The organism is Cellulomonas sp. KU4C (genome assembly GCF_056868065.1).
On record NZ_CP200322.1, the window covers coordinates 3,396,961 to 3,413,736 of the forward strand.

General features: G+C 75.0%; 10 protein-coding genes. 3 read left to right on the forward strand and 7 right to left on the reverse strand.

Going from position 1 to position 16,776, the window contains the following annotated elements:
- Window positions 1–86: 86 nt before the first annotated feature.
- Entirely contained in the window at window positions 87–1,265 is a 1,179-nt protein-coding gene (gene solA, locus AC1VL8_RS16185) for an N-methyl-L-tryptophan oxidase (protein WP_483075876.1), read from the forward strand.
- A gap of 27 nt (window positions 1,266–1,292) precedes the next feature.
- Here the strand turns inward: solA and AC1VL8_RS16190 are convergent, their stop codons facing one another.
- Both AC1VL8_RS16190 and AC1VL8_RS16195 read right to left on the reverse strand, forming a co-directional pair.
- Window positions 1,293–1,859 (reverse strand): dihydrofolate reductase family protein, encoded by a 567-nt coding sequence (locus AC1VL8_RS16190; protein ID WP_483075877.1) that lies wholly within the window; start codon window positions 1,857–1,859, stop codon window positions 1,293–1,295.
- 34 nt (window positions 1,860–1,893) lie between these two features.
- On the reverse strand, window positions 1,894–3,249 hold the full coding sequence (locus tag AC1VL8_RS16195; protein WP_483075878.1) for an NAD(P)/FAD-dependent oxidoreductase: 1,356 nt from the start codon (window positions 3,247–3,249) through the stop codon (window positions 1,894–1,896).
- 154 nt (window positions 3,250–3,403) lie between these two features.
- Here AC1VL8_RS16195 and AC1VL8_RS16200 point away from each other — a divergent pair, with 154 nt between their 5' ends.
- Complete coding sequence (locus AC1VL8_RS16200) at window positions 3,404–5,746, forward strand: putative bifunctional diguanylate cyclase/phosphodiesterase (RefSeq protein WP_483075879.1); 2,343 nt, start codon at window positions 3,404–3,406, stop codon at window positions 5,744–5,746.
- A 31-nt stretch (window positions 5,747–5,777) separates the two neighbouring features.
- Here AC1VL8_RS16200 and AC1VL8_RS16205 read toward each other — a convergent pair whose 3' ends face one another.
- The 3 genes from AC1VL8_RS16205 to AC1VL8_RS16215 form a co-directional block, all read right to left on the reverse strand.
- A complete protein-coding gene (locus tag AC1VL8_RS16205) occupies window positions 5,778–8,330 on the reverse strand; it encodes a SpoIIE family protein phosphatase (protein ID WP_483075880.1) in 2,553 nt (850 codons plus the stop codon).
- Window positions 8,331–8,398: 68 nt separating this feature from the next.
- Window positions 8,399–9,730, reverse strand: a complete 1,332-nt coding sequence (locus tag AC1VL8_RS16210) for an oligosaccharide MFS transporter (RefSeq protein ID WP_483075881.1) — start codon at window positions 9,728–9,730, stop codon at window positions 8,399–8,401.
- On the reverse strand, window positions 9,727–10,746 hold the full coding sequence (locus AC1VL8_RS16215) for a glycoside hydrolase family 43 protein (RefSeq protein WP_483075882.1): 1,020 nt from the start codon (window positions 10,744–10,746) through the stop codon (window positions 9,727–9,729). The genes AC1VL8_RS16210 and AC1VL8_RS16215 overlap by 4 nt, the downstream gene beginning before the upstream one ends.
- Before the next feature lie 248 nt (window positions 10,747–10,994).
- Between AC1VL8_RS16215 and AC1VL8_RS16220 the strand changes: the two genes are divergently transcribed.
- A complete protein-coding gene (locus tag AC1VL8_RS16220; protein ID WP_483075883.1) occupies window positions 10,995–12,167 on the forward strand; it encodes an AI-2E family transporter in 1,173 nt (390 codons plus the stop codon).
- Between the two features lie 195 nt (window positions 12,168–12,362).
- On the opposite strand, the gene AC1VL8_RS16225 is transcribed toward AC1VL8_RS16220, so the two are convergent.
- Both AC1VL8_RS16225 and glnA read right to left on the reverse strand, forming a co-directional pair.
- Entirely contained in the window at window positions 12,363–15,425 is a 3,063-nt protein-coding gene (locus tag AC1VL8_RS16225) for a bifunctional [glutamine synthetase] adenylyltransferase/[glutamine synthetase]-adenylyl-L-tyrosine phosphorylase (protein ID WP_483075884.1), read from the reverse strand.
- Window positions 15,426–15,429: 4 nt separating this feature from the next.
- Window positions 15,430–16,767, reverse strand: a complete 1,338-nt coding sequence (gene glnA, locus AC1VL8_RS16230; RefSeq protein WP_389230053.1) for a type I glutamate--ammonia ligase — start codon at window positions 16,765–16,767, stop codon at window positions 15,430–15,432.
- Between the last annotated feature and the right edge of the window lie 9 nt (window positions 16,768–16,776).

The following is a 16,776-nucleotide window of genomic DNA, read 5'->3' on the forward strand; positions in this document are numbered from 1 at the left end:
CGGGCGGCACCGGACCGGCCACACTGGGCCGACCACCCGGGCCCGTCCCGGGCCCACCCCGCGCCCACCCCGAACCGGAGGCCCGCGTGACCCGCACGTACTCGCACGTCGTCATCGGGGCCGGCGCGATCGGTGCCGCCGCCGCGTACTGGCTCACGCAGCGGGGTGCGCGCCGCGTCCTGGTGCTCGAGCAGCATGACCTCGGGCACGCCCTGGGGTCGTCGGGCGACCACTCGCGGATCATCCGCCGGTCCTACCACCGGCCCGAGTACACCCGGCTGACGGACGCGATGTTCGCGGCGTGGGCGCACGTGGAGCGGGAGTCCGGTCTGCCGGTGTACCTGCGGACCGGCGGGCTGGACCTCGCCCCGCCGGAGCACGGCGGGGATGCGCGGCTCGACCCGGTCCGTGCGGCGCTGGCCGACGCGGGGCACGCCTACGAGGACCTGACGACCGACCGGCTGCGGGAGCGGTTCGACCAGTGGCGGGTTCCCGACGGGACCACCGGGGTGTACCAGGCGGACGCGGGGATCATCGACATCCGCCGCTCGGTGTCCGCGCACGCCGCCCTCGCGCTCGCCGCGGGCGCGGAGCTGCGCAGCCGCACCCGGGTCACCGGCGTCGACGTCCGGGACGACAGCGTGACGGTGCGCACCGACGACGGGGACGTCGAGGCCGGCGCCCTGGTCGTCGCGGCGGGCTCCTGGCTGGGCGACCTGATGCCGGACCTCGGGCTGACGTACACCCTGACGCTGTCCCAGGAGCAGGTCGACTACGTCGCCGCTCGACGTCCCGCGGCGTTCACCCCGGACCGGTTCCCGATCTGGGTCTACCACGGCGCCGACGTGCACTACGGGTTCCCGGTCTACGGGGAGGCCGCCGTCAAGATCGCCCGGGACATGCGCGGTGTCTTCATCACCGGCGACCAGCGCAGCCACGAGACCGACGCGACGGAGACCGCCCGGTCGCTGCGGTTCCTCGCGGAGCACCTGCCCGAGGCGGCCGGCGTCCCGCTGCTCGCCCGGACCTGCGTCTACGACATGCCCGCGGACCGGGAGTTCGTGCTCGACACCGTCCCGGGGCACCCGCACGTCGCGGTGTTCAACGGGGCGGGGCACGGCGGGAAGTTCGCCAGCCTGATCGGCTCCGTGCTGGCCGACCTGCTGACGACCGGCAGCACCGAGCACGACATCGACCTGTTCCGCGTCGACCGGCCCGAGCTCACCGACCCCGCGTACGTGCCGCAGTTCTCGCTGGGCGCCTGACTCCGACCGCGGCCCCGCGCGGGCCCGCTACGCCGCCGGCCCGCGCCGGTACCGCAGCCAGACGGTCCCGTTCGCGAACCGGTGCTGGTCCGCGAGCGCCAGGTCGAGCCGGAGCCCGTCGGGCCAGAACCGCAGGCCGCCGCCGACGGACACCGGCGCGACGAGCGGCTGGATCTCGTCGACGAGCCCGGCACGCAGCGCGTGCGCGGCGAGCGTCGGCCCGTCGATCGTGACGTCGTGGTCCCGGGCGGCGACGAGCGCGCGCACGGCGTCGGGATCGAACCCCCGCTCGACGCGGGTGCGCGGGGTGGTCGGCGCGTCGAGGGTCGTGGAGTAGACGACCTTGTCCGCCGCCTGCCACACCGCGGCGAACTCGCGGACGAAGTCGGGCGCGTCGGGCAGCTCGTGCGCGGTCTGCCAGAACGCCATCACCTCGTACATCCGCCGCCCGTACAGGTACGTCCCGACCGCGCGCATCTGCTCGGAGAGGAACGTGTGCACCTCCGCGTCGGCCCCGCCCCAGTCGCTGCTGCCGTCCGGGCCCGACGCGTAGCCGTCGAGCGAGGTGAACATCGAGTAGATCAGGCGCCCCATCGGGCGAGGGTAGCCGGGCTCCCTCGCAGCGCGGTCAACCCACCGGCTGCCGTCCCGGGGCGGGTGCCGGGTCCCGTCGCGCGGGTGCGCCGCCGGCGAGGAACGCCGCCCGCGGGTGCGCGACCGAGGCGAGCGACACGAGGTCCCGCCCGAACAGCCCGGCCGTCGCCCAGACCGCGAGCACCCGCACCTTCCGCTCCCAGGTCGGGATCGCGAGCACGTGGTAGCCGCGGTGCACCAGCCAGGCGAGCCGGCCGCGCAGCACGATCCGCCCCTGCTGGAAGATCCCGGTGCCGAGGCCGAGCGTCGCGATCGCGCCGAGGCTGCGGTGCACGTACGGCCGGGTGTCCCGTCCGGCGCGGACCGCCAGCAGGTTGCGCGCCAGCAGGCGGCCCTGCCGGACGGCGTGCTGCGCGTTCGGCACCGTGACGGCGCCCGGTCGGTCCGCGGCCAGGTCCGGGACCGCCGCCGCGTCGCCGGCCGCCCACGCGTCCTCGACCGGTTCGGCGTCCGTGCCCACCCGCAGGTCCGGGCGGACGACGACGTAGCCCCGGGCGTCGACCGGCAGGTCGGTGTGGGTCGCGACCACGGGGTTCGCGGCGTTGCCGGCCGTCCACACCAGCAGGTCCGTCGGGATCTGCTCGCCGGAGGACAGCTCGACGACCCCGTCGACGGCCGACACCACGCCGGTGCCGAGGTGCACGTGCGCGCCACGGCCCTCCAGGAGCCGCACCACCCAGCGCCCCTGCGCCTCGCCGACCTCGGGCAGCACCCGGTCGCTCAGCTCGACGAGGTGGAACCGCACCTCGGAGGGGTCGATCTCGGGGTACCGGTCGGCGAGGTCCAGCGCGAGCAGGTGCGCCTCCGCGAACCCCTCGACGCCCGAGAACCCGCCGCCGACGACCACCACGGTCAGCGCCCGCTCCCGCAGCGGGCCGGGCGGGAGCGCCGCCGCACGGTCGAACGCCGTGAGCACCCGGTCGCGGATCGCGACGGCCTCCTCGACGTGCTTCAGGCCGATCGCGTGCTCCGCGACCCCCGGGACCGGCACCCGCCGCGTCACCGCGCCCGCGGTCAGCACGAGCGTGTCGTAGCCGAGGTCCCGGGCGGGGCCGTCGGCAGGCTGGACGGTCAGGCGCCGCTGCGCGTGCACGATCCGGGTCACCGACGCCGCCAGCACCCGGGTGCGGCGCAGGTGCCGGCGGTGCGCGACCGCCGAGTGCCGGGCCTCGACCGAGCCGGCGACCACCTCGGGCAGGAACGGCTGGTAGGTCAGGTAGGGCCGCGGGTCGACGAGCACCAGCTCGTCGTCGGGTCCGAGCCGCCGCTCCAGCCGACGCGCCGCGGTGAACCCCGCGTACCCGCCTCCGACGACGACGATGCGTGCCATGTGGATCTGCCTCCCTCGGCCGCCGCGCACCGTGCGCGCCGGCTCCACCCCTGGGACGACGCAGCCCCCGCGGATGTGAGGTCGGGCGTCGCGCACCGGGTGAATCGACCCCGTGACCTTGCGTGCCGCGCCGCGGGGGCCGATGAGGAAGGGGATGCCTGCCACGCCCCCGCCGTCCCGCGACCGACCGCCCGCCCTGCTGCTCACCGCCGCCGCCGCGCTCGTCGCGGTGCTCGCGACCGCCGAGCTCGTGACCGGGGTGGCGGGGCTGACGGCGGCCGGCGGCGCCGTCGCGGCGGGGATCGGCGGCGCCGTGCTGCGCCGCCAGGTCCCGCTGCGGGCCGTCGAGGAGCGCGGGCTGTGGCGCTGGGTCGGGCACGCGGCCGTCGCGGTCGCCGTCGGGCTCGCCCTGGAGGCGCTGGTCGACCTGGTGCTCCGCGGCGACGCCGCGGTGTGGGCCCGGGGCGCCCCGCTCACGGTCGCGGCGGTCGTCGCCGTGCTGTGCGCGTACCAGGGGCTGCTCAGCTGGAACCGGTTCCGCACCTCCGCCTCGCACCCGGCCGACTGGGTCAACGCCGCGGGCTCCGTGCTGTGCACCCTGGCGCTCGGCGCGTACCTGCTCGACGCCAGCAGCCTCGTGACCGACGGCCCGGGCTGGGCGGTGGAGGGCCACGTCGTGCGGCTGGCGGCCCTGGTGGTGCTCGCGGTGACGACCGTGGTGGTGACGGTCGTCGGCGGCCTGCTCGACGACCCCCGGGCCTGGGTGCTCGCCGCGGGGCTGCTCGCGATGAGCGCGGTCGAGGTCGTCACCGCACCGCTCGCGACCGGGGCCGCGGTCGCCCCGGCGCCGGTGCTGCCCGTGGTGCTGAGCTGGACCGCGCTGACGCTGGTCGCCGCGGGCTCCGGCGCGGTCCGGCCGCCGATCCTGCGTGGGCACTTCGCGTCGTCCCAGGTGGTCACGGTGTGCGCGCTGCTCGCGATCCTCACGGGCGTCGGCGTCCTGGTCGCGTACGCGCTGCACCCGGGCGACTGGCTGCTGGTGCCCGTGCTGGCCGCGGTCGGCGTCCTCGGGGGCTGCGTGCGGATGTTCCGCACCATCCACGAGCTCGCGTTCGTCGCGTCCACCCGCAAGGAGGCGCGCACCGACCCGCTCACCGGGGTGCCCAACCGGCGCGCGATGCTCGAGACCGTCGACCGGTTCGCGACCTCCCGCACGGGGGCCGCGCTGCTGGTGATCGACCTCGACCGGTTCAAGGACGTCAACGACCGGTACGGCCACGCGGCCGGCGACGTCGTCATCACGACGATCAGCGGCCGCCTGCAGCACCGGCTGGCGGGCACCGGGCTGCTCGCGCGGTTCGGCGGCGACGAGTTCGCGGTGGTCCTCGACGACCCGGACGTCGCGCGCGCGTCCGCGGTGGCGGCGGCGCTGCGGGAGGCCGTGCGGGAGCCGATCGACATCACCGGGCGGGTGGTGCGGCTCGAGGCGAGCATCGGCGTGGCCAGCACCGCGTTCGGCGACCACCGCGACGGCGAGCTGCTCCGCTGGGCGGACACCGCGATGTACGCCGCGAAGCGCTCCGGCGGCGGCGTGCGCGTGTACGACGAGGACGCCGACGCCCGCGAGCGCGCGGAGCTCGCGCTCGCCGACGAGCTGCGCGTCATGCTCACCACCGACGACGAGCGGTTCGGCGGCCTCGAGCTGCACTACCAGCCGCAGCTCGACTGCACCGACGGCGCCGTGGTCGGCATGGAGGCGCTGGTCCGCTGGGCGCACCCGCAGCGGGGCCTGCTGCCGCCCGTGGCGTTCATCGACCTGGCGGAGCAGACCGGCTCGATGTTCGCCCTGACCGAGCGGGTGCTGGCGCAGGCGACCCGGCAGGCCGCCCGCTGGCAGGCCGAGGGCCGGGACCTCGCCGTGGCGGTGAACCTGTCCACGTCCTGCCTGGAGCACCCGCGGCTGCTCGCGACCCTGGACCAGGTGCTCGCCGACGCCGGCCTGCGCCCGGAGCACCTGGTCGTGGAGATCACCGAGACCACGCTCATGCACGACCCGCGGCACGCCGTCGCCGTCACCCGGGACATCGCCGACCGCGGCATCGGGCTCAGCATCGACGACTACGGCGCCGGCTACTCCTCGCTGACCTACCTCGACGAGCTGCCGGCCGGGGAGCTCAAGCTGGACCGCTCGTTCACCGCGCGCCTGACGTCCGACGACCGCACCCGCGCGATCGTGTCCGGCACGCTCGACCTCGCGCACCACCTCGGCCTGCGGCTGATCGCCGAGGGCGTCGAGGACACGGCGACGTCCGAGGAGCTGCGCCGGATGGGCTGCGACCGGGCCCAGGGGTTCCTGCACAGCCGCCCGATGCCCGCCGACGCCGCCGACGCGTGGCTGCGCGAGCGCGACGTGCTCACCGCCGCGGGCGCCCGGGTGCTGCCGGCCCCCGCGGTCGTCCGCGGGCCCGTGCTGCCCACGCAGGTCACCGCGCCCTGACCCCGCCCGACACCGGGCGGCCCGGTCCGCGTCAGCGGTCCTGCAGCCCCAGGTGCACGACCAGCAGCGCGACGTCGTCGTCCGGCTCGCCGGGCAGGCTCCGCGCCAGCACCTCGTCGGCGAGGTACGCCACGTCCACGCCGCCGGGGGTCGTCGCACGGGCGCGCGCCTCGGTCAGCGCCTCCCGGACCACCGGGATCAGCCGGTCCACGCCGGTCTGCAGGTGCTCGTCGCGGCGCTCCACCAGCCCGTCGGTGTACATCAGCACCGTCGACCCGCGCGGGACCGTCACCTCGGAGTCGGTCCGCGGCGCGTCGGGGGCGACCCCGAGGACGATCTCGGGCCGTTCCGTGCGCAGCTCGCGCACCGTGCCGTCGGGGTCCACCAGCAGCGGCGGCAGGTGCCCGGCGTTGGTCCACCGCAGCCGGGTCACCCCGTCGGCGTGCTCCTGCGGCGTCTGCTCCAGCCGCATCACCACGGCCGTGGCCATCGCGTCGACCCGCAGCGTCTCGAGCGCGCCGTCGAGCTGGCGGACGACGTCGGCCGGGGACCCGCCGGTGGTGGCGGCGATGCCGCGCAGCAGGGTGCGCACCTGGCTCATCGCCGCCGCCGCGTGCCGGTCGTGGCCCATCACGTCGCCGATGACGAGCACCGTGGCGCCGCCGGGCTGGACGAACGAGTCGTACCAGTCGCCGCCGACCTGCGCGACCTTCGCCGCGGGCACGTACCGCACCTCGACCTGGAGGTCGTCCGGCTCGGCCGGCGGGGACAGCAGGGCCCGCTGCAGCGTCTCGGCCATCCGGCGCTGGCTCTCGTAGAGCTGGGCGTTGTCGAGCGCGAGCCCGGCGCGGTCGGCGACCTGCACCAGCAGCGACAGGTCCTCGTCGGTCAGGTCGGCGTGCGTCGCGTCGAGGAACAGCGACACCGCCCCCACCACCCGCCCGCGGGCACGCATCGGCACGGCGTACCCGGTGCGCGGCGCGAGCTGCAGCAGCACCTCGCGCGCCTCGCCGGTCAGCACCCCCGCGACCGCCTCCGTGGCGTCCTGGATCACGACGACCTCGCCGGTCCGCAGCGCGCGGTGCAGGAACGACTCCGGCGACAGCCCGCCGAGGCGCAGCTGCGCGTACCGGGCGACCGTCGGGCGCAGCGCGGGGTTCACGTGCCAGCCCGCGATGTCCCGCAGGTGCCGCTGCTCGTCCCACAGCGTCACCAGGCACCAGGACCCGAAGTCGCGCACCAGGTGCCGGGCGAGGCGACCGACGGCGTACTCGGTGTCGAGCGTCGAGCTGAGGTCCTCGCTGACGGTGGTGATGAGCTCGAGCCGCTTGCGGGTGGTCTCGGCGACCGCGCTGACCTCGGCCTGCTGCCGCTCGGCCGACCGCCGGGCGGTGATGTCGTGGAAGTACACCGACAGGCCGTCCGGGCCCGGGGAGGCGCGCACCTCGAACCAGGCGTCCAGCGGCGGCGGGTAGTAGGACTCGAACGCGCGCGGCTCCCCCGTCGCGACGGCGCCGCGGTAGTGCTCCTCGAACGGCGAGCCCGGGGCGAACGGGAACAGGTCCCAGATGACGCCCCCCACGAGCTCCTCCCGGGTGCGGCCCAGCAGCCGCTCCGCGCGGGCGTTGACGTAGGCGAACCGCCACTGCGCGTCCAGCAGGAAGAACGCCGAGGACATCGTCTCCAGCACGCGCGCGATCCGGGCGTCGGCCTCGCGCTGGCCGGTCGTCTCGTACGCCGCGCCGAGCACCCGCACCGCGGCGCCGTCCGGTCCGGCGAGCGCGAGCCCGCGGGCCCGCACCCAGACCGTCGCGCCGTCGGGACGCACGACCCGGTACTCGGCGGAGTACTCCCCGCAGCTCGCGATCGCGGCGGCCAGGGCCTTGCCGACCCGACCGCGGTCGTCGGGGTGGACGCACGCGTCGAACGCGGCGATCGTGCCGCCGAACTCGCCGACCGGGACGCCGAACAGCGCGTGCAGCGCCTCGTCCCAGTCCAGCCGGCCGGTGGTCAGGTCCCAGTCGAAGCTGCCGACGCCGCCGGCGGTGACGGCGAGCCGCCACCGGACCCGGTCCTGCTCGTACTCGACGGACAGCGCGGACAGCTCGAGCTCGGCCACGGCCGACGCCGCGAGGTCGGTGAGCACCAGCACGTCGTCCGTGGACCAGGTCCGCACGTGCGCGTCGTACACGCACAGCGCGCCGACGACGTGCCCGTCCCTGCCGACGAGCGGGACGCCGAGGTAGGCGCGCACCCGCCCGTCGCTGACGGCCCCGATCTCGCACAGGCGCTGGTCCGCGGCCGCGTCGGCGACCACCAGCGGCTCACCGAGCCGCGCGGTCACCAGGCAGACGGAGTCCTGCAGCGCGGACCGCTCCCCCGTGACGCCGACCGCCGCACCGGCGGCGGCGCCCACGGTCTGCACGTCGCCGAGCAGCGACACCTGGGACGCCGGGGCGGCGAGCAGCCGGGACGCCAGCTGGGCGAGGCGCTCCAGCGCGGGGTTGCCCACGGAGCCGAGCAGGCGCTGCACCGCGGCGCCGCGGGCGTCGTCGGGTGCGGGTCGGGAGGTCTGGTCGGGCACGATCCGTCTCCTCCCGTCGCGGCCGGTGGTCGAAGCATAGGCGAGCCACCGGCCGCGACGAGGCGGGTTCAGACCCCCGCGGCGACCTGCCCCGTCCGCGGTGCGGGCGCGTCCCCGGCCCCCTCACCGGGGGCGACCCGCGTGCGGTCGTCGGCCATCAGCAGCCGGGCGATCACGGTGACCACGACGATCACGACCGCCATCACCACGTAGGCCGTGCTGAACCCGATGCCCTCGTACGCGAGACCGAACACCGAGGCGAAGATCGCGATGCCGATCTGCTTGGCGAAGTTGAAGCCCAGCATGTAGGCCGTCGCCGAGATCCGGACGTCGAACATCCGGGTGATGTACTTCATCACCGACACCAGCAGGAACGGCATCTCGATCGCCGCGAGCAGTCGCCAGGCGATCAGCAGCCACTCGTGCGTGAAGAACGCCGACCCGAGCACGCGCACCAGCAGCACCGCGGCGAACACCATGAGGCCCTTGCGGGCGCCGATCTTGTTGACGATGAACGGCGCGGCGACCATGAACGCGGCCTCGGCGAAGATCTGCACCGCGACGACGCGGGAGAACAGCACCTCGGCGTCGCCGCTGGTGACGAACGTGGCGAAGTAGTTCGGGAACTGCTGGTCGAACACGTCGTACAGCGCGGCCGTGCCGAACATGAGGATGACGAACCCGAGGAAGTTCCGGTCCCGCAGCAGGCCGACGATGGTCGCCTTGGTGATCCGCGTGCCGCCCTGCTCCTCGGTCGCGCCCCCCGCGGCCTCGGCCCCGGCGCGCTCGGCCTCGTGCGGGACCCGGGCCAGGAACAGCAGCGTGCCGAGCACGATCGCCGACACGGAGCCGGCCCACCAGATGCTGTCCGGGTTGGCGGCCCAGATGAACCCGCCGACCAGCGCCGCGGTGCCACCGGCCAGCGAGCCGAACAACCGGGCGTGGCCGTACTCGTAGCCGTTGGCCCGGCTGGCCCGCTCGCTGAACGCCTCGACCACACCGACGCCCGAGTTCAGGCACAGGCTGAGGAAGATGCCGCCGACGACCGCCGCCAGGTACTCGTTGACGCCGATCAGCGGCTGGAACACCAGCACGAAGAACGGGCCCATGAACGCCGCGCACAGCACGACGAACGCGAACAGGTACTTCTTGAAGCCGAGCCGGTCCTGCAGGTAGCCGTAGACGGGCTGGAGCAGCAGCGCCGTGATCGCGGAGACGGTGCTCACGACGCCGATGGCGCCGGTGCCCATGCCCTCGCGGGCGAGCCACAGCGGCAGGAACGTGAACGCGAGCTGCCAGATGGCGAAGTAGAAGAAGAACAGGCCGCCGTAGTTCCAGAACACGCCGCGCTTGAGCGACTCCAGCACGTTCGGGCGTCCGGTGGGGGTGGTGGTGCTCACTGCGGGTCTCCGGACGGGCTGAGGACCTCGGTGGAGGTCGGGGTGGGACGGGTGTCGGGCACGGGCGTGCCCCACACGGGGTTGCCGTCGGCGTCGAACGGCAGCACCTGCGCGCGGGCGTGCCGGTTGGGGTCCCAGAGCGGGTCGCCGACGATCTCGGTGTAGGTGCGGGCGTGGTACACCAGCACCGGCGTGCCGTCGGCCAGCTCCGTGAACGAGTTGTGGCCCGGCCCGTACTGGCCGACGGACGGGTCGGACACGAACACCGGGTCGGGGCTCTTGGTCCACGAGGCCGGGTCGAGGAGGTCGTCCCCGACGCGGGCGGTCAGCACGCCCATCGCGTAGTCGATGCCGGTCGCCGCGCCCGAGTAGGTGAGGAACACCCGGCCGTCGCGGACCAGGACCGAGGGGCCCTCGTTGACCCAGAAGCCCTTGACCTCCCAGTCGAACTCGGGGCGGGTCAGCTCGACCGCGGGCGTCGCCAGGGTCCACGGGTTCGTCATCCGGGCGATGTACAGGTTGGAGTGGCCGCGCACGTCGAACGCCTGCTGCGCCCAGATCAGGTACTGCACGCCGTCGACGACGGTGCTGGTCGCGTCCAGGGCGAAGGACTCCCAGCCGGTGTCGACCTGCCCGCGCTCGACCCACTGCCCGGTGAACGGGTCCTCGGCGGTGTTCTCCAGGACGTAGACGCGGTGGTTGAACGTCTCGGCGGTCCCGGGCACGTCGACCGTGCCGTGGTCGTCCGGGGCGGCGGCGTAGTACACGTACCAGGCGTCGCCGATCCGGTGGATCTCCGGCGCCCAGATCAGGTGCGACTGCGGTCCCTCGGCGTGGGCGTGCCAGATCGTGACCTCCTGCGCGCCCTGCAGGTCCTCCAGCCGCGCGGCCCGGCGCAGCACGATCCGGTCGTACGCCGGGTGGGACCCCGTGAAGTAGTACTGCCCGTCATGGCGCAGCACGCACGGGTCCGCACGCTGCAGCACGATCGGGTTGACGCCGACGCTGTCCGTCACTGTCGTCTCCTCGTCGAGACCCCGCGGCTGCCCCGGCTTGCTGCGCGGGACCGCGAGGAGGCTTCTCCATCGTTGTATGTTAACGCTAACAGAGCGTACGCCGGGCCCGGCGCGGGGTGAGGGACCGGGGTCCCGGGTCAGCCGCACGCCGTGTCGCACCGCCGCACCCCCGCCCGACGGCCGGGCGCCGGTAGCGTGACCGGCGCACCCCCGCACCCGCAACCCCGCGACCCCCGGAGCGCCCCGCCATGCCCGTCCCCGAGGACCCCACCGTCCCGGCCGCCGCACCCGCACCCCCGGCCGGCCGCTGGTCACCCGGCTCCCGGGACTCGCGCATCCCCCCGCGCTGGCTGCCGCGCGCGCTGACGATGGCGGTCGTCGCGGTGTTCGCCGGCATCCTCGTGTGGCGCGCCGCCTCCATGCTCGGCAACGTCATCACGATCATCGTCATCTCCTGGTTCATCGCCCTGGCGATGGAGCCGATGATCCTGTGGCTCGGCCGACGCGGCATCAAGCGGCCGCTCGCCACCGGCATCACGATGCTCGGCTCGCTGGTGCTCGGCATCGGCATCCTCGCGATGCTCGGCGGGCTGTTCGTCAACCAGCTCGTGGACCTCGTGCAGTCCATCCCGGGCTACTACGCCGACCTGCGCGGGTTCACCGCCGACCGGTTCGACGTCGCGCTGCCCCGCACCGACGAGCTGCTGAACAACGCCGGCGACTACGTCGGCGACATCGCCCCGGGCGTCATCGGCGTCGGCACCTCGATCGCCGGCGGGCTGTTCACCGCCACCGCCGTGCTGCTCGTCGTCTACTACATGGCCAGCGCCGGCCCGAAGTTCCGCGCCGCCGTCTGCCGCTACCTCGCCCCGCACCGCCAGCGCGAGGTCCTCAAGCTGTGGGAGGTCTCGCAGGAGAAGGTCGCCGGGTTCATCACCTCGCGGATCGTGCTCGCCGCGTTCTCCACCGCCGCGACCTGGCTGTTCCTGGTGATCGTCGGGATCCCCTACGCGCTGCCGCTGGCCGTGTTCACCGGGCTGGTGTCGCAGTTCATCCCGACCGTCGGCACGTACATCGGCGGCGCCCTGCCGGTGCTGGTCGCCCTCACGGTCTCCCCGCTGCGGGCCCTCGCGGTGCTGGCGTTCATCATCGCGTACCAGCAGGTCGAGAACCTGCTGCTCACCCCGAAGGTCTCCGAGCGGTCCCTCGCCCTCAACCCCGCGGTCGCGTTCCTGTCGGTCATCGCGTTCGGTGCGGTGTTCGGGGCCCTGGGGGCGTTCCTGTCGCTGCCGGTGGCCGCGACCATCCAGGCCGTGATGTCCACGTACCTGCGCCGCCACGAGCTCGTCGACCCGAGCCTCCTCGAGGAGGAGGCCACCGGCCGCCCCAAGCCCGACCCGGCCCCCGACCCCACCCCCTGACCGACCCGGCAGCCGCAGGGGCTGCTGCCGCACCTGCCGCACCTGCCGCACCTGCCACCACCCCGGGTGGATCCACCCCGGCCGTGGGTGGACGATCCGCGCTCCGACACGCCGGCGCGGCGCACCGGGTGGATCCACCCCGGGCTGGGGCGGGTGCGGGGGCGGGGCGGGAGGCGAGGGCCGGGCGGGGATGGGTCAGGTGTAGAAGAGGTGCTCGACGACCTGGCGGGAGCGGCGGGAGGCGCGGAGCCAGGTGTCCTCGAGGTCCTGGCCGGAGCCGCTCTCGTAGCCGAGGACCGCGGCCAGGCCGGTGAGCACCGGGCGGTCGTGGGGCAGCACGTCGGCGTGAGCACCGCCGGTGCGGCCGGTCCACAGCACCAGGGCGTCGCGCAGCCGGGACGCGAGGTCCCACGCCTCGACGAGCACCAGGGCGTCGTCGGGCGCGATCAGCCCGGCCTCCCGGGCGGCCGCGAGGGCGTCGAGCGTGGACGTGGTCCGCAGGCCGGGGACCTCGTGGGCGTGCTGGAGCTGGAGCAGCTGGGCGGTCCACTCGACGTCGGCGATCCCGCCGCGGCCGAGCTTGACGTGCCGGGTGGGGTCGACGCCGCGGGGCAGCCGCTCGGCCTCGACGCGCGCCTTGATCCGGCGGATCTCCCGGACCGACGCCGGGTCGAGCCCGCCCGCGGGGTAGCGCAGCGGGTCGACGAGCGCCACGAACCGCTCGCCGAGCGCGGTGTCCCCGGCCACCGGCCGGGCCCGGAGCAGGGCCTGGCTCTCCCAGACCAGCGACCACCGGGCGTAGTACTCGGCGTAGGCGTCGAACGAGCGGACCAGCGGGCCGTTGCGGCCCTCGGGCCGCAGGTCCGCGTCCACCTCGAGCACGGGCTCCGGGCCGACGGCGCCGAGCAGCTGCCGCAGCCGGGTGGCGACGCCGGTGGCGAAGTCCTGGGCGAGCACCGGCTCGGCGCCGGGCAGCGGGTCGTGCACGAACAGCACGTCGGCGTCCGAGGAGTAGCCCATCTCCCGCCCGCCGAGCCGGCCCATCGCCACGACGAGCATCGTCGTCGGGTCGGCGTCGAGGTGGCGGGCCACGCGCTCCTCCCAGGCCGCGACGCGCAGCGCGCCCGCGAGCAGCACGTCCGCGGTCGCGGTGAGGCTGCGAGACGCGCGGGTGCCGGTGACGACGCCCAGCACGTCGGCCGCGGCGGTGCGCGCGAGCTCGCGGCGCCGCAGCGCGCGCAGGGCGGTGACCGCGGGGACGGGCTCGGTGGCCCGGGTGAGCAGCGCGTCGGCCTCGGCGGCGAGCCGGGTCTGGCTGCGCGGTTCGAGCTCGGCGTCGCTGTCGAGCCACACCACGGACTCCGGGGACCGGGCGAGCGCGTCCGCGACGTACCGGGACGTCGACAGGGCGCGGGCCAGCCGCTCCGCCGCGGTGCCGGAGTCGCGCAGCAGCTTGAGGTACCAGTGGGTGCCGCCGAGCTCCTCGGACAGCCGCCGGAACGCGAGCAGCCCGCCGTCGGGGTCGGGCCCGTCGGCGAACCAGCCGAGCATCACCGGCAGCAGCTGCCGCTGGATCGCCGCGCGCCGGGACACGCCCTCGGTCAGCGCGGCGATGTGCCGCACGGCACCCGCGGGGTCGCGGTAGCCGATGGCCGCCAGCCGCTCGCGGGCCTCCTCCGGCGCGAGGCTGACCTCGGCGGCCGACAGCTGCGCGGTCGCGGGCAGCAGCGGCCGGTAGAACAGCTCCTCGTGCAGGTGCCGGACGTCGCGGCGCACCTGCCGCCAGCGGTCGAGCAGCCCGGTCGCGCCCTCGGTGCGCATCCCGACGGACCGCGCGAGCCGGCGCAGGTCGGGCTCGGCGGTGGGCATCAGGTGGGTGCGGCGCAGCCGGTGTAGCTGGACGCGGTGCTCGATGGCCCGCAGGAACCGGTAGCAGACGGCGAGCTGGGCGGCGTGCTCGCGCCCCACGTACCCGCCGGCGGACAGCGCGGCGAGCGCCGTCAGCGTGTTGCCGCTGCGGATCTCCGGGTCGGAGCGGCCGTGCACGAGCTGCAGCAGCTGGACGGTGAACTCGACGTCCCGCAGGCCGCCGACGCCGAGCTTGATCTGCCGGTCGGCCTCCGCGGCGGGCAGGTGCCGCTCGACGCGCCGGCGCATGGCCTGCGCGTCCTGGACGAAGTTCTCCCGGCGGACCGCCTGCCACACCATCGGGTTGGTCAGCTCCACGTACGCGCGGCCGAGCTCGACGTCCCCCGCGAGCGGCCGGGCCTTCAGCAGCGCCTGGAACTCCCACGTCTTGGCCCACCGCTCGTAGTAGCTGCGGTGCGACTCGAGCGTGCGGACCAGCGGGCCGTCCTTGCCCTCGGGCCGCAGCGCCGCGTCGACGGGCCACAGCTCGGGCTCCCCCGACGGCCCGCCGCACGCCCGGGCCAGGGCGGTCGCGAGCCGGGTGCCGGCCGCCAGCGCCTCGGCCTCGTCGACGCCGGGCGCGGGCTCGGCGACGTAGACCACGTCGACGTCGCTCACGTAGTTCAGCTCGCGCCCGCCGGTCTTGCCCATGCCGATCACGGCCAGCCGGACGCCGGCGCCGTGGTCGTCGAGCTCGGCGCGGGCCAGCGCGAGGGCCGCCTCGAGCGCGGCGGCGGCCAGGTCGGCGAGCGCCGCCGCCACCCCGGGCAGCCGGGTCAGCGGCTCCCCGCAGGTGAGGTCGGTCGCGGCGATCCGCTGCAGGCGCTGCCGGTACGCGCGGCGCATCGCGTCGACGCCCTCGGCGCCGGCCACGGTGGCGACCGGGGTGGGCGACTCCGGGTCGGCGCCGACGGCGGCCAGCAGCTCGGCGCGGACCTCGGCGACGGGCACGCCGGTGCCGGGGGCGTCGTCGAGCACCACGTCCAGGTGCTCGGGGTGCGCCGCCAGGTCGTCCCCGAGGGCGACCGACGCCCCGACGACGGCGAGCAGCCGCTCGCGCGCGGACCCGTCCTGCGCGAGGGCGGCCGCGAGCCGCGACCGCCGCTCCCCCGTGACGGCACCGGCGATCTTCGCGAGCGACAGCAGCGCCTGGTCGGGGTCGGCGGAGTCCGCGAGCGCGGGCAGCAGCGCCGCGGGGCCGGGGACGTCCTGCGTCCCCGCGACCAGGTCGGCCAGCGCCGCGTCGGCCAGCAGCCGCTCGGCGCGGGCGACGTCGGCGAACCCGGCGCGCGTCAGCCGGCCGGCGAGCGTCCCGCCCCGGCCGGTCGACGTCGAGCCCACGTCCGCCACCGCCTCAGAGCATCGGCAGGAACCGGCGCAGCTCGTACGGCGTGACCTGCGCCCGGTACTCCTCCCACTCCTGCTTCTTGTTCTTCAGCACGAAGTCGAAGACGTGCTCGCCCAGGGTCTCGGCGACGAGCTCGGACTTCTCCATCACCTCGATGGCCGCGCCCAGCGAGGTCGGCAGCGGCTCGATGCCCAGCGCGCGGCGCTCGGCCTCGGTGAGCTTCCAGACGTCGTCGTCGGCGCCCTCGGGCATCTCGTAGCCCTCCTCGACGCCCTTGAGGCCGGCGGCCAGCAGGACGGCGAACGCGAGGTACGGGTTGGTGGCCGAGTCGACCGCGCGGTACTCGATGCGCGCCGAGTTGGACTTGCCCGGCTTGTACATCGGGATCCGGACCAGCGCGGAGCGGTTGTTGTGGCCCCAGCAGACGTAGCTCGGCGCCTCGGCGCCGCCCCACAGCCGCTTGTACGAGTTCGTGAACTGGTTCGTGACCGCGGTGATCTCGGCGGCGTGCCGCAGCAGGCCCGCGATGAACGAGCGCGCGGTCTTCGACAGCTCGAGGTGGCCGCCCGGCTCGTGGAACGCGTTCCGGTCGCCCTCGAACAGCGACAGGTGCGTGTGCATGCCCGAGCCCGGCTGGTCGGCCAGCGGCTTCGGCATGAACGAGGCGAACACGCCCTGCTCGAGCGCGACCTCCTTGACCACGGTGCGGAACGTCATGATGTTGTCGGCGGTGGTCAGCGCGTCCGCGTACCGCAGGTCGATCTCGTTCTGGCCCGGGCCGGCCTCGTGGTGGGAGAACTCCACGGAGATGCCCATCGACTCGAGCATCGTGATCGCGGCGCGCCGGAAGTCGTGGGCGGTGCCGCGCGGCACGTGGTCGAAGTAGCCGCCCTGGTCGACCGGCACCAGCGGCTGCGACGGGTCGGCGGGGGCCTCGAACAGGTAGAACTCGACCTCGGGGTGCGTGTAGAAGGTGAACCCCTGCTCGCTCGCCCGGGACAGCGCGCGCTTGAGCACGTTGCGGGAGTCGGCCAGCGACGGCTCGCCCTCGGGGGTGAGGATGTCGCAGAACATCCGCGCGGTGCCGTGCCGCTCGCCGCGCCACGGCAGCACCTGGAACGTCGTCGGGTCGGGCTTGGCGATCATGTCCGCCTCGTACACCCGCGTGAGGCCCTCGATCGACGACCCGTCGAACCCGATGCCCTCCGAGAACGCGGACTCCAGCTCCGCCGGAGCGACCGCCACCGACTTGAGGGTCCCGAGCACGTCGGTGAACCAGAGCCGGATGAAACGGATGTCGCGCTCCTCCACCGTGCGGAGGACGAACTCCTGCTGCCTGTCCATGGGGGACAT